This is a genomic window from Peribacillus sp. NPDC096379 (assembly GCF_044762875.1).
Classification (GTDB): Bacteria; Bacillota; Bacilli; order Bacillales; family DSM-1321; genus Peribacillus.
In genome coordinates, this window is sequence record NZ_JBIWFD010000001.1 from 488,250 (window position 1) to 506,534 (window position 18,285).

Consider the following 18,285-nt stretch of genomic DNA (forward strand, 5'->3'; position numbering starts at 1 on the left):
ATCAAAATCAGGACCAAGAGCTAGGTGAACTAAAACAAACCTATCAGGAACTGAACCGAGAGTTAGGAGAATCCAGAATGGCGGAACAGAACCAGAGCCAAGAGCTGGAAGAATTACAGCAATCATATGAAGCACTCAATCACCAGCTAGCAGATGCAATAATGAAGGAACAGAGCCAACGACAAGAACTCGAAGAATTAAAGCAGTCTTATCAAAATCAGGACCAAGAGCTAGGTGAACTAAAACAAACCTATCAGGAACTGAACCGAGAGTTAGGAGAATCCAGAATGGCGGAACAGAACCAGATCCAAGAGCTGGAAGAATTACAGCAATCATATGAAGCACTCAATCACCAGCTAGCAGATGCAACAATGAAGGAACAAAGCCAACGCCAAGAACTCGAAGAATTAAAGCAGTCTTATCAAAATCAGGACCAAGAGCTAGGCGAACTAAAACAATCCTATCGAGAAATGAACCAAGAGTTAGTCGAATCCAGATTAGTGGAACAGAATCAGATCCAAAAGTTTGAAGAAGTAAGATATTCCTGTGAAATACAGAAAAATGAGCTAGAAACAACAAAAATGGCTGTACAGATCCAGAAAGAAGTGCTCGATCTATTTAGACAATCTTATGAAGCGAAAAACCAAGAGCTTGCAGACTTCAAATTGGCTAAACGTGTAGAGCAACAAGAACTTGAAGAAGTAAAACAATCTTATCAAAATCTAAAGAAAGAACTCGAAGAAACTAAGTTGACGAAACAGGATCAGCACCAAGAGCTAGAAGGGTTAAGACAATCTTCCAAAAGGCAGAGCCAAGAAATAGAAGAGTTAAAACAATCTTCTCAAAGGAAAAATCAAGAATTGGAAGGAATAAGACAATCTTTTGACATACAGAACCGGGAGCTAGCAACATTCCAGTTGACTGAAGCCAATCAAAAACAAAAAATTACAGAATTACTTCAATCTTATGGAGAACTGAAGCAAAAAAATGAGGCATTAATCGAGGCAAATAAAATCGAAACAGAGAAAATGATACATTGTGATACTACAGAAAATCCAGTTCATACAACAATGAGAACGCCATTGGATTTAATGAGGACGTCTCAGCAGAAAAGTACTCAGCCAAATAATGTTCAGCAGCAGGTTCAACCGAGAAGAATGACTTTTCGGGAAATACAATCGAGTCCTATGCTTCAACAAGAGAGAAACCAATAAGTTTTTAAAATGAAATGAGTAAAACTCGCTATAACAAACCGTTATAGCGAGTTTACTTATTACTTCAAGTTTTCCGGATTTAACTTCTCAAGCTCTGGAATGACAAAGCGACCATCTTGACGGATTAATACGTCATCAAAGTAGATGCTTCCGCCGCCATAATCAGGGCGTTGAATGTTCACTAAATCCCAGTGAATGTTGGAATGATTGCCATTATAAGCATCATCATAGCATTGACCTGGTGTGAAATGGAAGCTGCCGTCAATTTTTTCATCAAATAGGATGTCCTGCATCGGATGAAGGATGAATGGATTCACACCAATCGCGAATTCTCCAACGAACCGAGCCCCTTCATCTGTATCGAAGATTTTGTTGATGCGCTCTGTATCATTCGCTGTTGCTTCAACAATTTTGCCATCTTTGAACGTCAATTTCACATTTTCGAACGTAAATCCTTGATAAGGTGATGGTGTATTGTAGGTAATCGTTCCATTTACTGAATCACGGACAGGAGCCGAATACACTTCACCGTCAGGAATATTTAATTCTCCAGCGCATTTAATCGCTTTGATGTCTTTGATAGAAAACGTTAAGTCTGTACCAGGTCCAGTTAAGCGGACCTTGTCCGTACGATCCATGAGCTCAACAAGACTATCCATGGCCTCGCTCATTTTTCCGTAGTCTAGGTTACACACATTAAAGTAAAAGTCCTCAAATGCCTCCGTACTCATTTTCGCCAATTGAGCCATTGAGTTTGTCGGGTAACGAAGCACAACCCATTTTGTTTTCGGAACGCGGATTTCTCTATGTACTTTTTTACCAACTGCATTACCATGAATTGCCATTTTTTCTGCAGGTACATCTGATTGCTCATTGATATTGTCACCTGCGCGCAGGCCGATATAGGCATCCATATTTTTCATAACATTCGCTTCAAATTCAGCGATCATATCAAATTGTTCTTCTTTTGCGCCCATCAGTAAGGCGCGATCTACTTGATGGTCTTTTAAAGAAACAAATGGGTATCCGCCTGCTGCATATGCTTCTTTAACCAGAGCATTGACGAGTTCACGTTGTAAACCGAAGTTTTCGATCAGGACTTTTTCCCCTTTTTGTAGCTTAACAGAGTAATTGATTAAATTTTTTGCTAGTTGTTCAATTCTAGGATCTTTCATTGTATGGCCTCCATAAAAATAAGATAAAGTGAAACTTCAATCTTCAATCTTTATCCCCCACTGATTGTTAGTCCCGTTCTAGAGTCGCTAATCTTTCCGCTACGCTTCGATAAAGCGACTCTACGAACTCGATTGGTTCAACTAAATCTTTGAAAACCACAAAGGTAAGTTTCACTTTAGCTCACCAATCGGGCTTTTACGGGCAGTTATCCTCCGCCTACGCTTCTTTGATTCCTCTAAGCCTTGAAGTGGGGGACCGTCCGTTAATGCGGGATAAAGAGATAGGAATTCACTCAAATTGTTAGGAAAACGTAGATTTGTTGCGTACCTCCATAACATTATTATTGTAACCGATTTTCTGTATTCTGTTGCATGTAATGGTTTGAGAGGAGAAATAATTTTCACTCGTGAAAAAATTTGTTATTCTAAGACTACGATGAGGAAGGAATATGTATCATAATTGTGGAAAATGTTTAGGGATGATGTTTATCTCAGAACGGAAAGGGTATTGATAAGAACAGACAAAATATGGTGTAAACATAAGTGAGACATTTTTCGGAGGTATTGATATGGAGATCATTTTATACTTGAGTGCTGCCGTTTTCGCAATTGCTTTTTTCATTTTAGTTGTTTTTTTAGCCAAAACGTTAAAATCTCTGCAATTTACACTTGATAGTGTGTCGAAAACACTAACTGGGCTAGAAAGCCAAATGCAAGGTGTGTCACTTGAGACGACGCAATTATTGCATAAAACAAATGCACTCGCAGAAGATTTACAAAAAAAATCAGAAAACTTAAATACCGTGGTAGATGCAGTGAAGGATGTGGGAAGTTCCATCCAAAGCTTTAATACATCTGTTCAAAAAGTTTCAAATAAGGTACAGCGTGAAATCGAGAATAATCAAGATAAGATTTCTCAGATTGTTCAGTGGACAAATGTTGCGATGGAAATCCGCGATAAGTGGAAATCTAAGAAAAAGCAGACTATGTCAGCTAACGAACCATTTTACAGTCAACAAGAGGATTTAGAATCAGACAAAGTAGTAAAAAAGCGTTTCTTACGTTCTAGATAATACGTAAGAAAAAGAAAACAATTAAATACAAAGTTGAGAGGAGAATGAACATGGCACAAAAAGAATTCCCGGTTAAGGATTATACGAAGGATTACGAAAGGGCAAATGAAGAGCGTAATTCTGGTAACTCTTCAGGATTTATCGTTGGGGCTGTGGTTGGAGGCGTTATTGGTGCTTGCTGTGCCTTATTCATGGCTCCTAAAACGGGGAAAGAATTGAGGAGCGACGTCACTGAACAAGCGAAATCAATAAGTCAGAAAACAGAAAAACTTCGTCGTGTTGCGATTGAAAAAGGCAACGGAATTGCCGAAACGGCTAAAGAAAAAAGCAGTTCTGTAACACAGCTTGTTAGTGATAAAGGTTCTGACTTATTGGATAAAGTATCAAGCTTAAAGCCTGGCGTTAAAACAGGAGAAGAATTAAGTAAAAAAGAAGGTATCGAAAGTTTAGCAGATGATAAAGGAAGTTTCGGCCATCGTTCAAAAATCAAAAGTGTTGAAGTGAAACATGTACCAGATGCAGAAAAGTCGACAGCTAAGGATCCTAAAAAGGGTAACAAAAGTGCGGCTCAACTACTTGATGAGACTGAAAAGGCATTTGAAGAAACAGAAACGAAGTATAAACAGTAAATTTGTCAAAACTGGCGTTGAAATGGTAGGCTAATTTCAGCGCCGGTTTTTTGTGATCATACCTAAAAAGGAGTTGCTGAGATGACATTAGTGAAAATTGAAACAGAAGAACAGTTTAATGAATTAGTTAAAGAGGATTCATTCCTTCTCTTTAAGCATAGTTTAACGTGCCCTGTTAGCGCGGAGGCCTTTACAGAGTATCAAAGGTATATTGATGAGCACAATGATGTTAAGACAGCTTATTTAGCTGTTCAGGAAGCACGTCCGCTTTCTGCTTATATTGCGGAAACCTTCGATGTGAAACACCAATCACCACAAGCGATTTATTTTAAAGCTGGCAAGCCTGCTTGGAATGAGTCACATTGGAGAATCACTGTGGATTCGCTGACAGAGGCAGTAAGGGATTAAAGTTAACAAGAAGATATTTTGTAATGAATGGCCAGACCCACATCTCTTATAAATCGTTTATATGACTTAATAAACGGTATATAAAGTGTAAGGTCTGACCTTTTTTTTCTTTATTTCGGTGATGGTGTCGGCCAAAGGATGTTTAGTTCATCTCCAGGAGCAAGCGTTTCGTTGAAGGTTGTTTCTTGATTGTTTTTTAGTAACAGAAATCCTCCAATTGTGTGTTCTGGCATGTCAATGTCAATATGCATGAATACATCCTGAAAAATAAACGGCTCCATTTTATGTTGAACGAGGGTAATCATATCCTCTTGGTTGATGACATCTTCATTCGTTAAGGGCTGTCCATTACGATAAAACTGAGCGAGCTTCTTAGTTAGCTGTAGTTTTTTTCCGTTGAATGCAACCGGGATCGAAAATGTGAGCTGAACTTTCATTGCATATGCCAAGTCAGTAGTAAGTGGCTGGGATGACTGGATCATTTCAATCACATCACCATCTTCGTATGAACTTGCAGGATTTGTTAGAATACCGTTTTTGACAATCTTGCCACCGAATAAAGGGAGGGGAACTTCCTTTTCATTCACATTAACCGTAAATGGCTGTAAACTTCTCAACAGATGTTCTTCATTGGTCTTAGTAAAAAGTTCTTCTAGTGTTCCTGGCATCGTACATGTTATTTTATCATTGTCATGAAGGGATTCCTCTCCTGTAACAATCTGATCATTACGGCGTAGTTCGGCATGAATGATGTGTGAAACGCCATGAATCGTGACCTGTTTACTTGGCAATCCATCTGAAAGGTCAATAATCGCCAATCTAGGTGACCGACCATCTTCCCCTTGCTGGACTGTGATTTCATCGCCATCTTGAACGATGTAATCTAATGATACGTCCTTGTGGTTTATTGTTAGGATCGGTTTTGTCCCATGCTCGCCTGGGATCGTAATTAATTGGCCGTTGAACTCAACCATCATGGCCATGCCAGGTCTTCCATACAATTTATTCAATTTTATCCCCGCAGTTAGCAGACAATCCCCTACTGTCATTTCTTTCATATCAAAGAGACGAATCGTTTGACCGTTCACGTTCACGCCCATATATTGAATCGGACTTTTATGAGCGGCTATAGCAATGCCGATTGGTGTAACGAGCTCAGGACCACGGTGTACATGATCGGCAATTGTGAGCTGTCCAATGGCTTCAATCCCTCGGATCGCGACACGATTTTTCGGAAGATTTAATTTGTCAGCCAGAATTTCAGGAAGCTTGGGGGTTAGACTGCCACCGCCAACTAGCATCACAGCCTTTGGTGACTTATTGTTATTTAAAGAAAAAATTTCCTCGCAAATAGTGTCTGCCAATTTTTCAATGGAAGGCATGATGCTTTCGATTACTTCAGTTCTTGGTATTTCCGTCTCAAACCCTAGAATATCGGTTACAGTGATTATATCCTGATCAATCAACTGCCTCTTAGCGGTTTCTGCTAACGGAAAATCGAGTAGAAATGAGTCACTGATGGCTTCAGTAATTTCATCGCCAGCAATCGGTACCATACCATAGGCAATTACGGTTCCTGAGTCTGTTAAGGCGATGTCAGAAGTCCCGGCTCCGATATCCACGAGCGCGACATTTAGTCTTCTCATCGACTGTGGGATCAGTACATTGATGGCAGCAATTGGCTCAAGCGTCAATGCTTGCATATGTAAATCTGCTCGTTTCAAAGCGGCAAGTAAACTTTCAACAACCACTTTTGGAAGGAAGGTTGCAATAATTTCCACAGAGGCTTGTTCACCACTTTGATCGATTAAGCTTGTGATTTCTTGACCATCAAGTCGATAATATAAAACAGAGTATCCGACACAATAATAATGATGGCTTGAATTGGAGTTGTTTTTTTCAGCCACAACGGCTTGCGCTATTTGAACGGCACTTAATTCAAGATGAAGAATATCATCGTGCTGGAGCATCGGTTTTCCTTTAATATCAATGCTGATTGCGGCACGCTCTGTTTTAAGTGCACGTCCGGCTGCAGCCACCGATACACTGGTAAGTTTGCCGTGTTTCTTTTCCAATGTGTCTTTAATGGCTTGAATGACCTTCGAGACAGCGATCACATCGTGGATTTGCCCGTCGAGCATAGCTCGTTCACGATGTTCCATTGAAACAATATCTGTTACTTCAAATGAATCAGCCGTTTTTTCTAAAATAATTCCTACAACGGAACGAGTACCAATATCAAGCGCGAATAGTTTTTCGTGCACAAAGAACACCTTCTTTAGACTGAAATATACTTTAATGCTTAAAAGCGTTTAATTAATAAAGAAAAAAATAGTGACAATTCAAAAATTTTCATTTATAATAAATGAAATTATATAAAAACAGTAACATATTTTTTCAATTCATAACAGATTCCGGACGTGAATGATAAAAACTTGCCAGCCTCTCATAAATCATGAAGCAGCTCTGTTTTTTTAATTGGTTAACCGGAAAGGAAAGGGTGGATTATTTTGAGTAATAATGATTTGGAACTTTTGCGTGAGAAATTAGATGATGTGAATTTGGAGTTATTACATCTTATTAACAAACGTGCTGAACTTGTACAAGAAATTGGCCAAGTGAAAGAAAAACAAGGGATTAACCGATATGATCCGGTTCGTGAACGAAAAATGTTGGATTCAATTGAGGATCATAACCAAGGGCCACTAGATCTTGCATCACTTAAACATATTTTCAAAGAAATCTTTAAAATGGGTCTAGGTTTACAAGAAGAGAATCAGAAGAAAGCGTTGCTTGTATCTCGCCAGAAAAAAGCGGAAAATACAGTGGTTGACTTGAAGGGCGAGCTAGTTGGAAATGGTATTCCAAGCTTTGTGTTTGGTCCTTGTGCCGTTGAATCGTACGAACAAGTTGCTCAGGTTGCTGAAGTAGTCAAAGCAAAAGGGCTTAAACTACTTCGCGGTGGTGCTTATAAACCTCGTACTTCTCCATATGATTTCCAAGGTCTTGGCCTTGAAGGATTAAAAATATTGAAGCAAGTTGGTGACAAGTACGACTTAGCTGTTATCAGTGAAATTGTCAGCGCCAATGATATTGAAACAGCGCTTGATTATGTTGATGTGATTCAAATCGGTGCACGAAATATGCAAAACTTTGATCTATTAAAAGCTGCTGGAAAGGTGAATAAACCGGTTCTTTTAAAACGCGGACTTGCTGCTACGATTGATGAGTTCATCCATGCAGCTGAATATATCATGGCACAAGGGAATGGCAACATCATTCTTTGTGAGCGTGGAATTCGTACGTATGAAAGAGCAACGAGAAATACATTAGATATTTCAGCTGTTCCAATTTTAAAACAAGAAACGCATTTACCTGTCATGGTTGATGTTACACATTCAACTGGTCGCCGTGATCTATTGCTTCCAACTGCAAAAGCAGCTATAGCAATTGGTGCAGATGGGGTAATGGCAGAAGTTCACCCTGATCCAGCAGTCGCACTATCTGACTCTGCGCAGCAAATGGACTTCAAACAGTTTGATGAGTTTTATAAAGAAATTCAAAAAATGTTGACTAGAGTAACTGTATAAATTGATTTACTAAAGAGAGGTTGTCCCATAATAAAAGAGTTAGACACCACATCTTCTATATATCGTTTACAAGATACAATAAACGGTATATAGAGTGTGAGGTCAGACGCTTTTGGGACAGCCTCTCTTTTTTCTCGTGTCTTGAAAAAAAGGCGAGGACATTCGAACGTATTGTCGTTTTTTTGTTGATTGACAATAAAGTCGTTCAAAACATAATCAAGTTGTTACATTTACAATAAAGCTATTTAAAAATGCCCATTATGTTCTTCCACAATCGGGCCATAGTGGAAAGGACGTAAGCGTAAAATAAATCCTCATCTGTTTTTTTGACAGTTAGGGATTGTTTTACGCTTACTTTTCAATGGAAGAATGCGACTTTACGTCGTTTGAGAAAACAACTTTATTTTCACTGAACACCAGAAAATACCTTGATTTTTACATTTGATTGGTTTGTACTCTATTATAAATGTGACAAAAGACTTAGTTTTTAATATAATTTGGTAGTATAAATTTTCTGAAAAATGATAGAGATAGGTATGTTATTAATAAATGGGGTCTCGCAAACATTTCGTATTTTTGTACGCTAAGAAAATGGACTGTTTTACGTAACTAAGCCCTTCTGAAAAATGGTTTTCAGTCGTTTTAAAGGAACTTTGATTTTGGAGTGAGTTTTGGTTCGTGGTTGGTTTTATTTTGCTGCCTAAAGGGAGGAATAAAATATATTATATGGAAATAATCTCAAGTACCTATCATCTCCCCCTTGTTCTTCTTTCTATTATTATCGCTATTATTGATTCATTTGCTGCACTAGATCTAGGAATTCGAATAAATAAGGCAAAAGGTTTTGCACGATTCATATGGTTATTTGGCGGAGCGTTTGCGATGGGGATGGGCATATGGTCCATGCATTTTATTGCCATGCTTGCATTCCATTTGTCGATCCCAGTCACGTACAATTTAACCTGGGTCATTGTTTCGATTATCCCTGCCATTATTTCATCTGGGGTAGCTTTACATATTGTTAGTAGACCTTCTCTAGGTACAGCATCAGTGATCCTTGGGTCCCTTTTTATAGCGACAGGAATTGTTTCCATGCATTACATAGGAATGGAAGCAATGGAGATGGGGGCGTCTATTGAATATAATCCCTTTTTATGGGTACTTTCCGTCATCATCGCTTTTTTTGCTTCATTAATAGCTCTATATCTATTGTTTGATGTAAGTCAGAACCCCAAAACACCAAGAATATGGTGGAGAAAAGCTGGCAGTGCCCTAATAATGGGGATCGCTATTTCGAGTATGCACTATACCGGAATGGCAGCTGCAAAGTTCAAACCTCATCATCATCAACTTAGCTTGTCAGGACCAACATTCGATAGTACCCTTTTAGCCTATTCTATTGGAATTGGCATGCTAATCATATTAGGATTGGTGTTCATTAGTACTTTTATTGAAAAACGATTTGAGTCTCAATCCATAGAGTCAGAAAGAAAGTTTCGCTCAGTCATAGAGTCTGCTAACGATGCCATTATTTTAGCCGATAGCAAGGGTGCTATTATTTCATGGAACAAGGGAGCCCAATTCATTTTTGGACATCAGGATAAAGAAGTCTTGGGTAAAAAACTACAGATCATTATACCCGAACGATTCAGAGAAGCTCATCAAAAGGGGATGGAACGTTACCTTTCTACAGGTGAACCCCGTGTCATTGGAAAAACGGTCGAATTACAAGGACTCAGGAAAGATGGAGATGAATTTCCGATAGAGCTCTCCCTTGCCACTTGGCAAGAGGAAGGAAATTTCTACTTCAGCAGCATTATTCGAGATATCACCGAACGAAAACAGGCTGAAGAAAAAATCAACCAAATGGTTTATCGTGACCATTTGACAGGACTGCCCAATCGTCATTTGTTAAATGATCGCCTCACTCAAGCACTTGATCAGGCAAATGAAAATAAGCATATTATTGGTATTATGTTTATCGATTTGGATCGTTTTAAGTTCGTTAATGACACATTAGGACATGCTGTAGGTGATCACTTATTGATTGAGGTTGCCAAGCGTATTCAAGCCTGCGTGGGTAAAATGGATACAGTTTGCCGTCAAGGTGGAGATGAGTTTATTGTTCTCCTTCCCAATACTACATCTGAAGACGTTACTAAAAGTGCTCAGAAAATAGTAGATTTATTCAGTCACACAATTGTGCTAAATGAAGATGAGATGTTTGTGACACCATCAATTGGGATTGCTCTATATCCGTCCGATGGTAGGGATATAGAGACTTTGATTAAAAATGCTGATACGGCCATGTACCGTGTAAAGGAGCAAGGGAAAAATAGCTTTCAGTTTTACACACCTGATATGAACGAAATGGTTTCAAAAAAAATGCAGGTAGAGATTGGATTACGGAAAGCGTTGAAACGTGATGAATTTATGATTCATTACCAACCTCAAGTTGATGTAAATTCCGGGGAATTGATTGGTCTGGAAGCTCTTATCCGCTGGCAGCATCCTGAGTGGGGAACGATCTCTCCTGCTGATTTTATCCCTTTAGCGGAGGAAACTGGATTAATCATACCAATAGGCGAGTGGGTACTTTATGAGGCGTGCCTTCAAAATAAATCTTGGCAGAATAAGGGGTTTCCACCTGTGAGAATAGCTGTTAATATTTCTTCCCGTCAATTCCAACAAAGTAATTTAGTTGGAATGGTCAGCAAAACGCTAAAGGAAACGGGACTTGATTCCAAGTATCTTGAGCTTGAGCTTACGGAAAGTATTATCCAAGATTCAAAGCATGCGATTTCCACAATGCATCAATTAAAAGAAATGGGGATTCATTTATCAATAGATGATTTTGGAACGGGTTACTCTTCTCTAAGCTATTTAAAAACTTTCCCCATCGATACTTTAAAGATTGATCAGACTTTCACCTCGAATATTTTTACTGATCTTAAGGATGCTTCCCTTGTTGATACTATTATTAATATGGCTCATAACCTAGATCTAAAAGTGATTGCCGAAGGTGTTGAGACGTTAGAACAACTTCATTTCCTTCAACAAAGACAATGTAACGAAGCCCAAGGATACTTTTTTAGCCGACCTATTTCTGCTGAAGAAATGTCAACTGTATTTAAAGAACAATTCTTATCTAAGATTCAATGATGTATTAAAAATCTGAAAGATCTAGCCCATGTTTACTTCTATAACTGTTGGATTCTTTAATTCAATAAGCGAATAATTTTGTTTTTCAGGAATAGCAGTTAATGTTTCATCATAATAAAGTTGTTTAAGAACGACATCAGTAATAGAGTATATTTGTTTCTACGCTGTTTGAACGGATCTTCTAATATTTATAACAGAATCAATCCTAGCAGAATGGATGGATAGCGTGATATGGAAGCAAGTGATCATTGCCTGGAACAGTAGGAGATTGCATAGCGAGCTACTGAACCCATTCCATTGCCCTGTTTAGGGTTTTGATAGAATTTCGAACATCAGTATTCTGGCGTAATCATTGTTAATGGCAAGATCCTTATATTTATTATAATGTTTTGGATATGATCTAATCTATTGAAAAGGGATTAGGAAAAATAGAGTGTCCAATTTTCTTAGAAAAACAGGGGGATTTGAATGATTGTACAACATGAAGAAGTAAATGACGGATTGGTATTTAAGGCAATAGATTCTAATTTAGCAATTATTCGTTTTGATTTTGATCGCCATGTTGTTTATGTCAACGACATTTTTGCTCGAACTATGGGCTACAAAAAAGAGGAAATGTATGGTTTGCATCACAGGAACTTTTGTTTTCAGGACTTTGTGAATAGTCCACAATATGAATCGTTTTGGCAAGAATTATTATCTGGTAAAAAGTTTCAAGATAAAATTGAGCGAATGGACGCAGAAGGAAACCGAGTGTGGCTGGAAGCAACATATATGCCTATATTAGGTGAAGATGACCGAACTGTTATAGGTATTTTGAAAGTGGCAACGAATATAACAGAAAGGCAAAATATGATTTCGCAATTGGCGGATAGTTTACAGAAAATGGCGGAAGAATTGAGTGATAGTGCTGAAATGGGTATTCAACGTAGCAAAGAACTTCTTATCGGCATCAACAAAATTGCTGAAGTGTCTGTAGAGAACACGAATACTTTAAATGAACTACAAAAGAAGGCAGATTCAATCAGAGGCATCGTAAAAACGATTCGTGATGTTGCGGCGCAGACTAATTTATTAGCGCTCAATGCAGCAATTGAGGCAGCGCATGCTGGTGAGTATGGTCGCGGGTTTGATGTAGTCGCTAAAGAAGTACGTAAGCTTTCCTCAAAAGTAGAACATTCTATAATAGAAGTGCGAGACAGTATTGAGGCGATCATCAAAGAAATCGAAAATATCACTAATGGTATATATCGTGTAGATAAAAATGTTGAAAAAAGCCAAATGAAAATTCAAGTAGCAATGAAGGATTTCACACAAATTTCATCATCAGCCGAAGCGTTGGATGTACAGGCAAAAGAATTCACAAAAATTATTTAATGCAGAACTTAAGATTTAAACGACTTTATTGTTATATTTTTATAAAAAAAATCAATTCATAAGGTTTGTATGCAAATAATAGATAGATACGTTGCAGTAATGCGCTACTTATCGTATGATTAAAGGAATCTTTACTAAACACATCTAGTTATTAACTATTTTCTAGGAATGAATAGAGAGTTTTGTCGAAAAGTATGTTATAATTTGTATGTTTTTCTAATAAGACGTTTATAGTGTACGGCATGAAATCTCATAATGTTTAAAAGATAGGGACAGTGCCTTTTTGACTTGGCATGTATACTTTTAATAAAGTGAAACTACCGCTAGTGGGGTGTAGTTCCACACTGGTTGTTAGTTGAACAGGATAAAGTAAGAAATTATAATTATTTCAATGAATTTAGGTATCTAGAATAAGTAAATGCAAAATGATAGTAGTGAAGGAGTGGTTTGGTGAATAATATTACAATTTATGATGTTGCGCGTGAAGCAAGTGTTTCTATGGCTACCGTATCTCGTGTTGTCAACGGCAACCCAAATGTTAAACCAGCAACAAGGAAGAAAGTATCGGAAGTCATTGATCGATTGGGGTATCGTCCAAACGCTGTTGCTAGAGGACTAGCAAGTAAAAAAACAACAACGGTTGGTGTGATTATACCCGATATTTCAAGCATTTTCTATGCGGAATTGGCACGTGGGATTGAGGATATTGCCACGATGTACAAGTATAATATCATCTTGAGTAACTCTGATGAAAATCAAGATAAAGAGTTACGTTTATTGAATACGATGCTTGGGAAACAAGTGGATGGAATTGTATTCATGGGATCTAACATTACGGAGACTCATATTTCAGAGTTCCAAAAGTCACCTGTTCCGATCGTGCTTGCGGGAACGGTTGAGGATACGAAGCAAATTCCATCTGTTAATATCGACTATGAGGCTGCAGCATTTGATGCAGTATCGACATTTACAGGGAAAGGGCATACTCAAATTGCTTTTGTTGGCGGTAACCTTGAAGATCCAATTACCAAAAAGAAGTTAGATGGCTATAAGCGTGGATTAGAAGCTGCTAATATTTCGTATAACGAAGAATGGATTGTCGAAGGGGATTATACCTATGATTCAGGAATCGAATCATTAGACAAACTACTTGAATCTCAATCTAAACCGACTGCGATTATTGCTGGTACAGATGAGATGGCACTTGGAATTGTTCATGGCGCGCAAGATAAAGGCTACAATGTCCCGGAAGATTTCCAAGTTATCAGTTTTGATAATACACGTCTGACTTTAATGGTGCGTCCGCATGTCACAACTGTTGTCCAGCCACTTTATGATATCGGGGCTGTTTCAATGAGATTGCTGACGAAATTGATGAACAAAGAAACAGTCGAAGGACAAGAGGCTGTTATTCTTCCTCATCGAATTGAAGAAAGACAATCAACAAAATAAGAAGATTTGGGGCTGTCTCAAAAGCTATTGTTAGACCTCGTAATCCACACAGCATACTGGTAAATATGCTGTGTGGATTACGAGGTTAGGGCTTTAATGAGACAGCCTCTTTTTTCTGTGGAAAAGGGGCGGGGCTTCGCAAAATCAGTTCCGCACTGCCACCTTCATAAGGCGATACTGTTTTTAGAACCTGAACCTTTTTGTTGGACTTTAGAGAAGACGCTCATAGGTATTTTGTGCTGTTTAGGCGTATGAATTCCTATGGTGAAGCCGATTTGTTTGCCCGAATGGGATATAATGCTTTTGAAACGGTTTGTGCATTTGTCTCTGTTATTTCCTCTCGTCTAGGTATCGGTTTATAGATACCTTCTGGATCCTCCCAAGTAGCTGGGAGTGTGACAGATGTCTCTGTTTGCCAACGTTTAATCCAATTTTGTGGTAATGGTCCTGAATTTTTACTATTATCGGTCATCTCCAACCAAATAAATGACCAAGCTCTCGGTACGACCCGCCAAATATCATAGCCGCCACCCCCCACAGCAATCCAGCGCCCCCCGCAATATTGATGGGCGAGTTCATGGGCAAGCTTAGGAATTTCTTTGAAAATCCGCATGGTGGCTGATAAATGTGTTAAAGGATCGTAATAATGTGAATCTGCACCATTTTGAGTAAGGATTACATCAGGCCTGAAATACTCAATAATTTCTTTAAAAGAAGTTCGGTAGGCATCAAGCCAAGAATCATCTTCTGTAAACGCATCAACAGGAATATTGAACGTGAAACAATAGCCATTCCCTTGTCCCCGTTCATGAATATTTCCAGTACCGGGAAATAAATAACGCCCTGTTTCATGAATCGATAGCGTACAGACATCTGGATCATCGTAGAAGGCCCATTGCACGCCATCACCATGATGGGCGTCAGTATCAATGTATAAAACGCGCGCATGATATTTTTGCTGCAAATATTTAATGGCTACAGAGCTGTCATTATAGATGCAAAACCCAGCAGCTTTTCCCCGAAAACCGTGATGTAGACCACCACTTAGATTTAAAGCGTGCTTGGCTTGTCCTGTCATGACATAATCACAAGCTTGCAGGGTGCCGCCGACCAATAACGCACTTGCTTCATGCATATGTTTGAAAATAGGCGTGTCCTCGGTGCCAAGGCCAAAATTCTCCGCTTTTTCCAAAGAGAGCTTTCCAAGGCCGGCAAGTTTGACTGCGTTTACATATTTGGGGTCATGAATCAATTGAAGCTCTTCGTCTGTCGCTATTCTTGGTTTAATGATATCTTCCTCAGCTATTGCTTCATGCGCTCGTAATAAATCAAGGGTGAGCTCTAGCCGTTTTTGGTTGAAAGGGTGATGATCATGGAATTTGTATGTTAATAGCTCATCTGAATAAATGAATATGGCATCTTTTTTCATGATTAGCTCCTTTTTGCAGTGGGCCGTAAAACCTGATTACTTTCCCGAAAATGGCTAATACTTCATACAGTACGCCAACATTGTTCAGATCTTTTCCTTCAAATCGAGAACGAGGTAGGCGTATGTGTGATAGCAACAAGTCAGGCCATAGTATGATGAGGATCTTAGTAAGATTGATGATATCCTGTTTCTTGATTTGTGCAATCATCCTTTCAATTCCTCCTAAATGTACGTAAACATTAATACATGAAACGATTCATAAATCTCAGCCGATCAAATTTCTGAACGGACTCAAGGGGAATGTGTTTGCCAATTCGCGCCATTAAGCAATTAGCTGGATGTGAGCTTATTTCAGGATCATCTGTTGCATAATAAACAAGCCCACCAGCGTTCATCATTTTTTCCATCACTTTTCGGTACTCCCACACATTCAAGCCTGTTCCTTTTAAATCCCAATGCCAATAATATTCCGTCGTTATAATGATATAATTTTCCATGCTTTCATCCATCATGGATGCTCGTATTAAATTTTTTCCGACAGAAGCTCCACGGAAATCGGGGATGACTTCAATGGCTCCAAGTTCAAGCAAATCCGGCATTTCAATCTCAGACCATCGCTCCAGCGGGTCTGGATATAAGTAGGTCACATAGCCGACGACTATGTTCTCACTTCGGGCAATGATAATCCGGCCTTCAGGAAGATCCGCAATTTCAATTAAAGCTTGATGTTGCTGTATTGCGGGACGAAATGCAACTAAGTCCTTGTGGAATTCATAAGATTGTAGTTCAGTTGCTGTTATCGGCCCTTCGATAATTAATGTCTGTTGCATTGTTGTAACTTCTATTCTGTGATACGTCTTGTTGTGTTCCACATTTTCACCACCTAAAAAACTGTTACTTTCATTATACATAAAACAATAGAATATTAAAAAAATTGTGAAAAAAGGTTAATTATATTATAATCAGTCTAGAAAGTATGCAAAGGGGGATGAATATTTATGAAATTGGAAGCGTTACCATCAGTAAAAGGGGATTATAATCTAAAAGATTATGAGAATACTTACAAGCATTTCGACTGGTCTGAAGTCGAGAAGGAATTTACTTGGTCTAAAACAGGAAAGGTAAATCTTGCATATGAAGCAATCGATCGCCACGCTGAGTCATTCCGGAAAAATAAAGTGGCCCTCTATTACAAAGATGATCAACGTGCCGAAAAGTATACATTTAAGGAAATGAAAGAATGGTCAAATAAAGCAGCGAACGTAATTAAGGAGTATGGGAATATCAGTAAAGGCGATCGTGTGTTTATTTTTATGCCACGTTCACCAGAGCTTTATTTTGCGGTGCTCGGCGCGATCAAAACAGGTGCAATTGTCGGCCCGCTCTTTGAAGCTTTTATGGAGGGCGCTGTTCGGGATCGTTTGACTGATAGTGGAGCTAAAGTGTTAATTACAACGCAGGCTTTACTATCACGCGTTCCTGTAGATGAGCTTCCCGATTTAAAACATATTTTTATTGTTGGCGAAAATATTGAAGAAACCGAAACGCAGTATGATTTTATGAAAAAAGTAGCAGAAGCAGATAAGAACTTCGCGATTGAATGGGTGGACCGAACGGATGGAGTGATTCTTCATTATACATCTGGTTCGACGGGGAACCCAAAAGGTGTCCTGCACGTACATAATGCCATGATACAGCACTATCAAACTGCTAAATGGGTACTGGATTTGCAAGAAGAGGATGTATATTGGTGCACCGCAGATCCTGGCTGGATAACAGGAACTTCTTATGGCATATTTGGGCCGTGGCTAACGGGAACGTCGAATGTGGTAGTAGGCGGTCGTTTTAAGCCAGAAGCCTGGTATAAAACGATTGAAGATTATGGGGTAACGGTTTGGTATAGTGCTCCAACTGCATTCCGCATGCTGATGGGTGCGGGAGATGCAGCTGTGAAGCAATACGATTTACGTTCATTGCGCCATGTTCTAAGTGTGGGTGAGCCGTTGAATCCTGAGGTTGTCCGGTGGGGGATGAAGGTCTTTAATAAGCGAATTCATGATACCTGGTGGATGACAGAAACAGGCGCACAATTAATTTGTAATTATCCGAGCATGCTCATTAAACCAGGTTCCATGGGTAAACCGATTCCTGGGGTTCAGGCTGCGATTGTCGATGATCAAGGAAATGTGCTACCTTCGCATCGAATGGGGAATCTAGCGATTAAGAAGGGCTGGCCGTCTATGATGCAGACGATTTGGAATAATAAGCAAAAATTTGAATCTTACTTTATGCCGGGAGATTGGTATGTGTCAGGAGATTCTGCGTATATGGATGAAGAAGGATATTTCTGGTTCCAAGGGCGTGTCGATGATGTGATCATGACGTCAGGAGAACGTGTAGGACCATTTGAAGTAGAGAGCAAGCTTGTGGAGCATCCAGCCGTTGCAGAAGCAGGTGTCATCGGTAAGCCAGATCCAGTACGCGGGGAAATTATTAAAGCGTTCATCGCGCTTCGAGATGGATATGAGCCTACACAAGAGTTAATCGAAGAAATTCGAACATTTGTCAAGCAAGGACTAGCAGCTCATGCGGCCCCAAGGGAAATTGAATTCCGTGAAAAATTACCAAAAACACGAAGCGGAAAAATTATGCGCCGTGTGCTTAAAGCATGGGAGCTTGATTTACCAACAGGAGATTTGTCTTCAATGGAAGATTAACAATATGTAAAATAAAAAGATCCTCTAAGGCATTTTGTGAGTGCTTAAGAGGATTTTTT

The 18,285-nt window shown here is 39.1% G+C and carries 14 protein-coding genes; 9 read left to right on the forward strand and 5 right to left on the reverse strand.

Annotated features, from left to right (window positions below; all coding sequences use genetic code 11):
• On the forward strand, positions 1-1,214 hold a 1,214-nt coding region (locus ACIQZI_RS02455; RefSeq protein ID WP_403068954.1), incomplete at its 5' end, for a coiled-coil domain-containing protein.
• 59 nt (positions 1,215-1,273) lie between these two features.
• Here the strand turns inward: ACIQZI_RS02455 and ACIQZI_RS02460 are convergent.
• Entirely contained in the window at positions 1,274-2,389 is a 1,116-nt protein-coding gene (locus tag ACIQZI_RS02460; protein WP_403068957.1) for an aminopeptidase, read from the reverse strand.
• A 569-nt stretch (positions 2,390-2,958) separates the two neighbouring features.
• Between ACIQZI_RS02460 and ACIQZI_RS02465 the strand changes: the two genes are divergently transcribed.
• The 3 genes from ACIQZI_RS02465 to ytxJ all read left to right on the forward strand — a co-directional run bounded on the left by ACIQZI_RS02465 (position 2,959) and on the right by ytxJ (position 4,499).
• Positions 2,959-3,462, forward strand: a complete 504-nt coding sequence (locus ACIQZI_RS02465; protein WP_403068960.1) for a DUF948 domain-containing protein — start codon at positions 2,959-2,961, stop codon at positions 3,460-3,462.
• A gap of 50 nt (positions 3,463-3,512) precedes the next feature.
• Complete coding sequence (locus ACIQZI_RS02470) at positions 3,513-4,091, forward strand: YtxH domain-containing protein (protein WP_403068965.1); 579 nt, start codon at positions 3,513-3,515, stop codon at positions 4,089-4,091.
• A gap of 81 nt (positions 4,092-4,172) precedes the next feature.
• Positions 4,173-4,499 carry a bacillithiol system redox-active protein YtxJ gene (gene ytxJ, locus ACIQZI_RS02475; protein ID WP_403068968.1) on the forward strand — a complete coding sequence of 109 codons (327 nt, stop codon included), beginning with the start codon at positions 4,173-4,175 and terminating at the stop codon, positions 4,497-4,499.
• Positions 4,500-4,609: 110 nt separating this feature from the next.
• Here the strand turns inward: ytxJ and ACIQZI_RS02480 are convergent, their stop codons facing one another.
• Positions 4,610-6,763, reverse strand: coding sequence for a cell division protein FtsA (locus ACIQZI_RS02480; RefSeq protein ID WP_403068971.1), 2,154 nt, complete (start codon positions 6,761-6,763; stop codon positions 4,610-4,612).
• A 246-nt stretch (positions 6,764-7,009) separates the two neighbouring features.
• Between ACIQZI_RS02480 and ACIQZI_RS02485 the strand changes: the two genes are divergently transcribed.
• The 4 genes from ACIQZI_RS02485 (at position 7,010) to ccpA (ending at position 14,080) form a co-directional block, all read left to right on the forward strand.
• Entirely contained in the window at positions 7,010-8,089 is a 1,080-nt protein-coding gene (locus ACIQZI_RS02485; protein WP_062176684.1) for a bifunctional 3-deoxy-7-phosphoheptulonate synthase/chorismate mutase, read from the forward strand.
• Positions 8,090-8,815: 726 nt separating this feature from the next.
• Positions 8,816-11,251, forward strand: coding sequence for an EAL domain-containing protein (locus ACIQZI_RS02490; RefSeq protein WP_403068976.1), 2,436 nt, complete (start codon positions 8,816-8,818; stop codon positions 11,249-11,251).
• 468 nt (positions 11,252-11,719) lie between these two features.
• Positions 11,720-12,628: a methyl-accepting chemotaxis protein gene (locus ACIQZI_RS02495; RefSeq protein WP_403068979.1), complete on the forward strand. Its 909-nt coding sequence runs from the start codon at positions 11,720-11,722 to the stop codon at positions 12,626-12,628.
• 450 nt (positions 12,629-13,078) lie between these two features.
• Positions 13,079-14,080 carry a catabolite control protein A gene (gene ccpA, locus ACIQZI_RS02500; RefSeq protein ID WP_082674948.1) on the forward strand — a complete coding sequence of 334 codons (1,002 nt, stop codon included), beginning with the start codon at positions 13,079-13,081 and terminating at the stop codon, positions 14,078-14,080.
• A gap of 259 nt (positions 14,081-14,339) precedes the next feature.
• Here the strand turns inward: ccpA and ACIQZI_RS02505 are convergent, their stop codons facing one another.
• Genes ACIQZI_RS02505 through ACIQZI_RS02515 form a run of 3 tightly spaced genes read right to left on the reverse strand, consistent with a single transcriptional unit; the run spans position 14,340 to position 16,381 of the window.
• Positions 14,340-15,509 carry an acetoin utilization protein AcuC gene (locus ACIQZI_RS02505; protein ID WP_403068984.1) on the reverse strand — a complete coding sequence of 390 codons (1,170 nt, stop codon included), beginning with the start codon at positions 15,507-15,509 and terminating at the stop codon, positions 14,340-14,342.
• The gene (locus ACIQZI_RS02510; protein WP_062176694.1) at positions 15,475-15,717 is read right to left on the reverse strand and encodes a hypothetical protein; all 243 of its coding nucleotides are present in this window, start codon (positions 15,715-15,717) and stop codon (positions 15,475-15,477) included. The genes ACIQZI_RS02505 and ACIQZI_RS02510 overlap by 35 nt, the downstream gene beginning before the upstream one ends.
• Before the next feature lie 31 nt (positions 15,718-15,748).
• Complete coding sequence (locus ACIQZI_RS02515; RefSeq protein WP_403068988.1) at positions 15,749-16,381, reverse strand: GNAT family N-acetyltransferase; 633 nt, start codon at positions 16,379-16,381, stop codon at positions 15,749-15,751.
• 126 nt (positions 16,382-16,507) lie between these two features.
• Between ACIQZI_RS02515 and acsA the strand changes: the two genes are divergently transcribed.
• Positions 16,508-18,226, forward strand: coding sequence for an acetate--CoA ligase (gene acsA, locus ACIQZI_RS02520; protein WP_403068991.1), 1,719 nt, complete (start codon positions 16,508-16,510; stop codon positions 18,224-18,226).
• Positions 18,227-18,285: the final 59 nt, after the last annotated feature.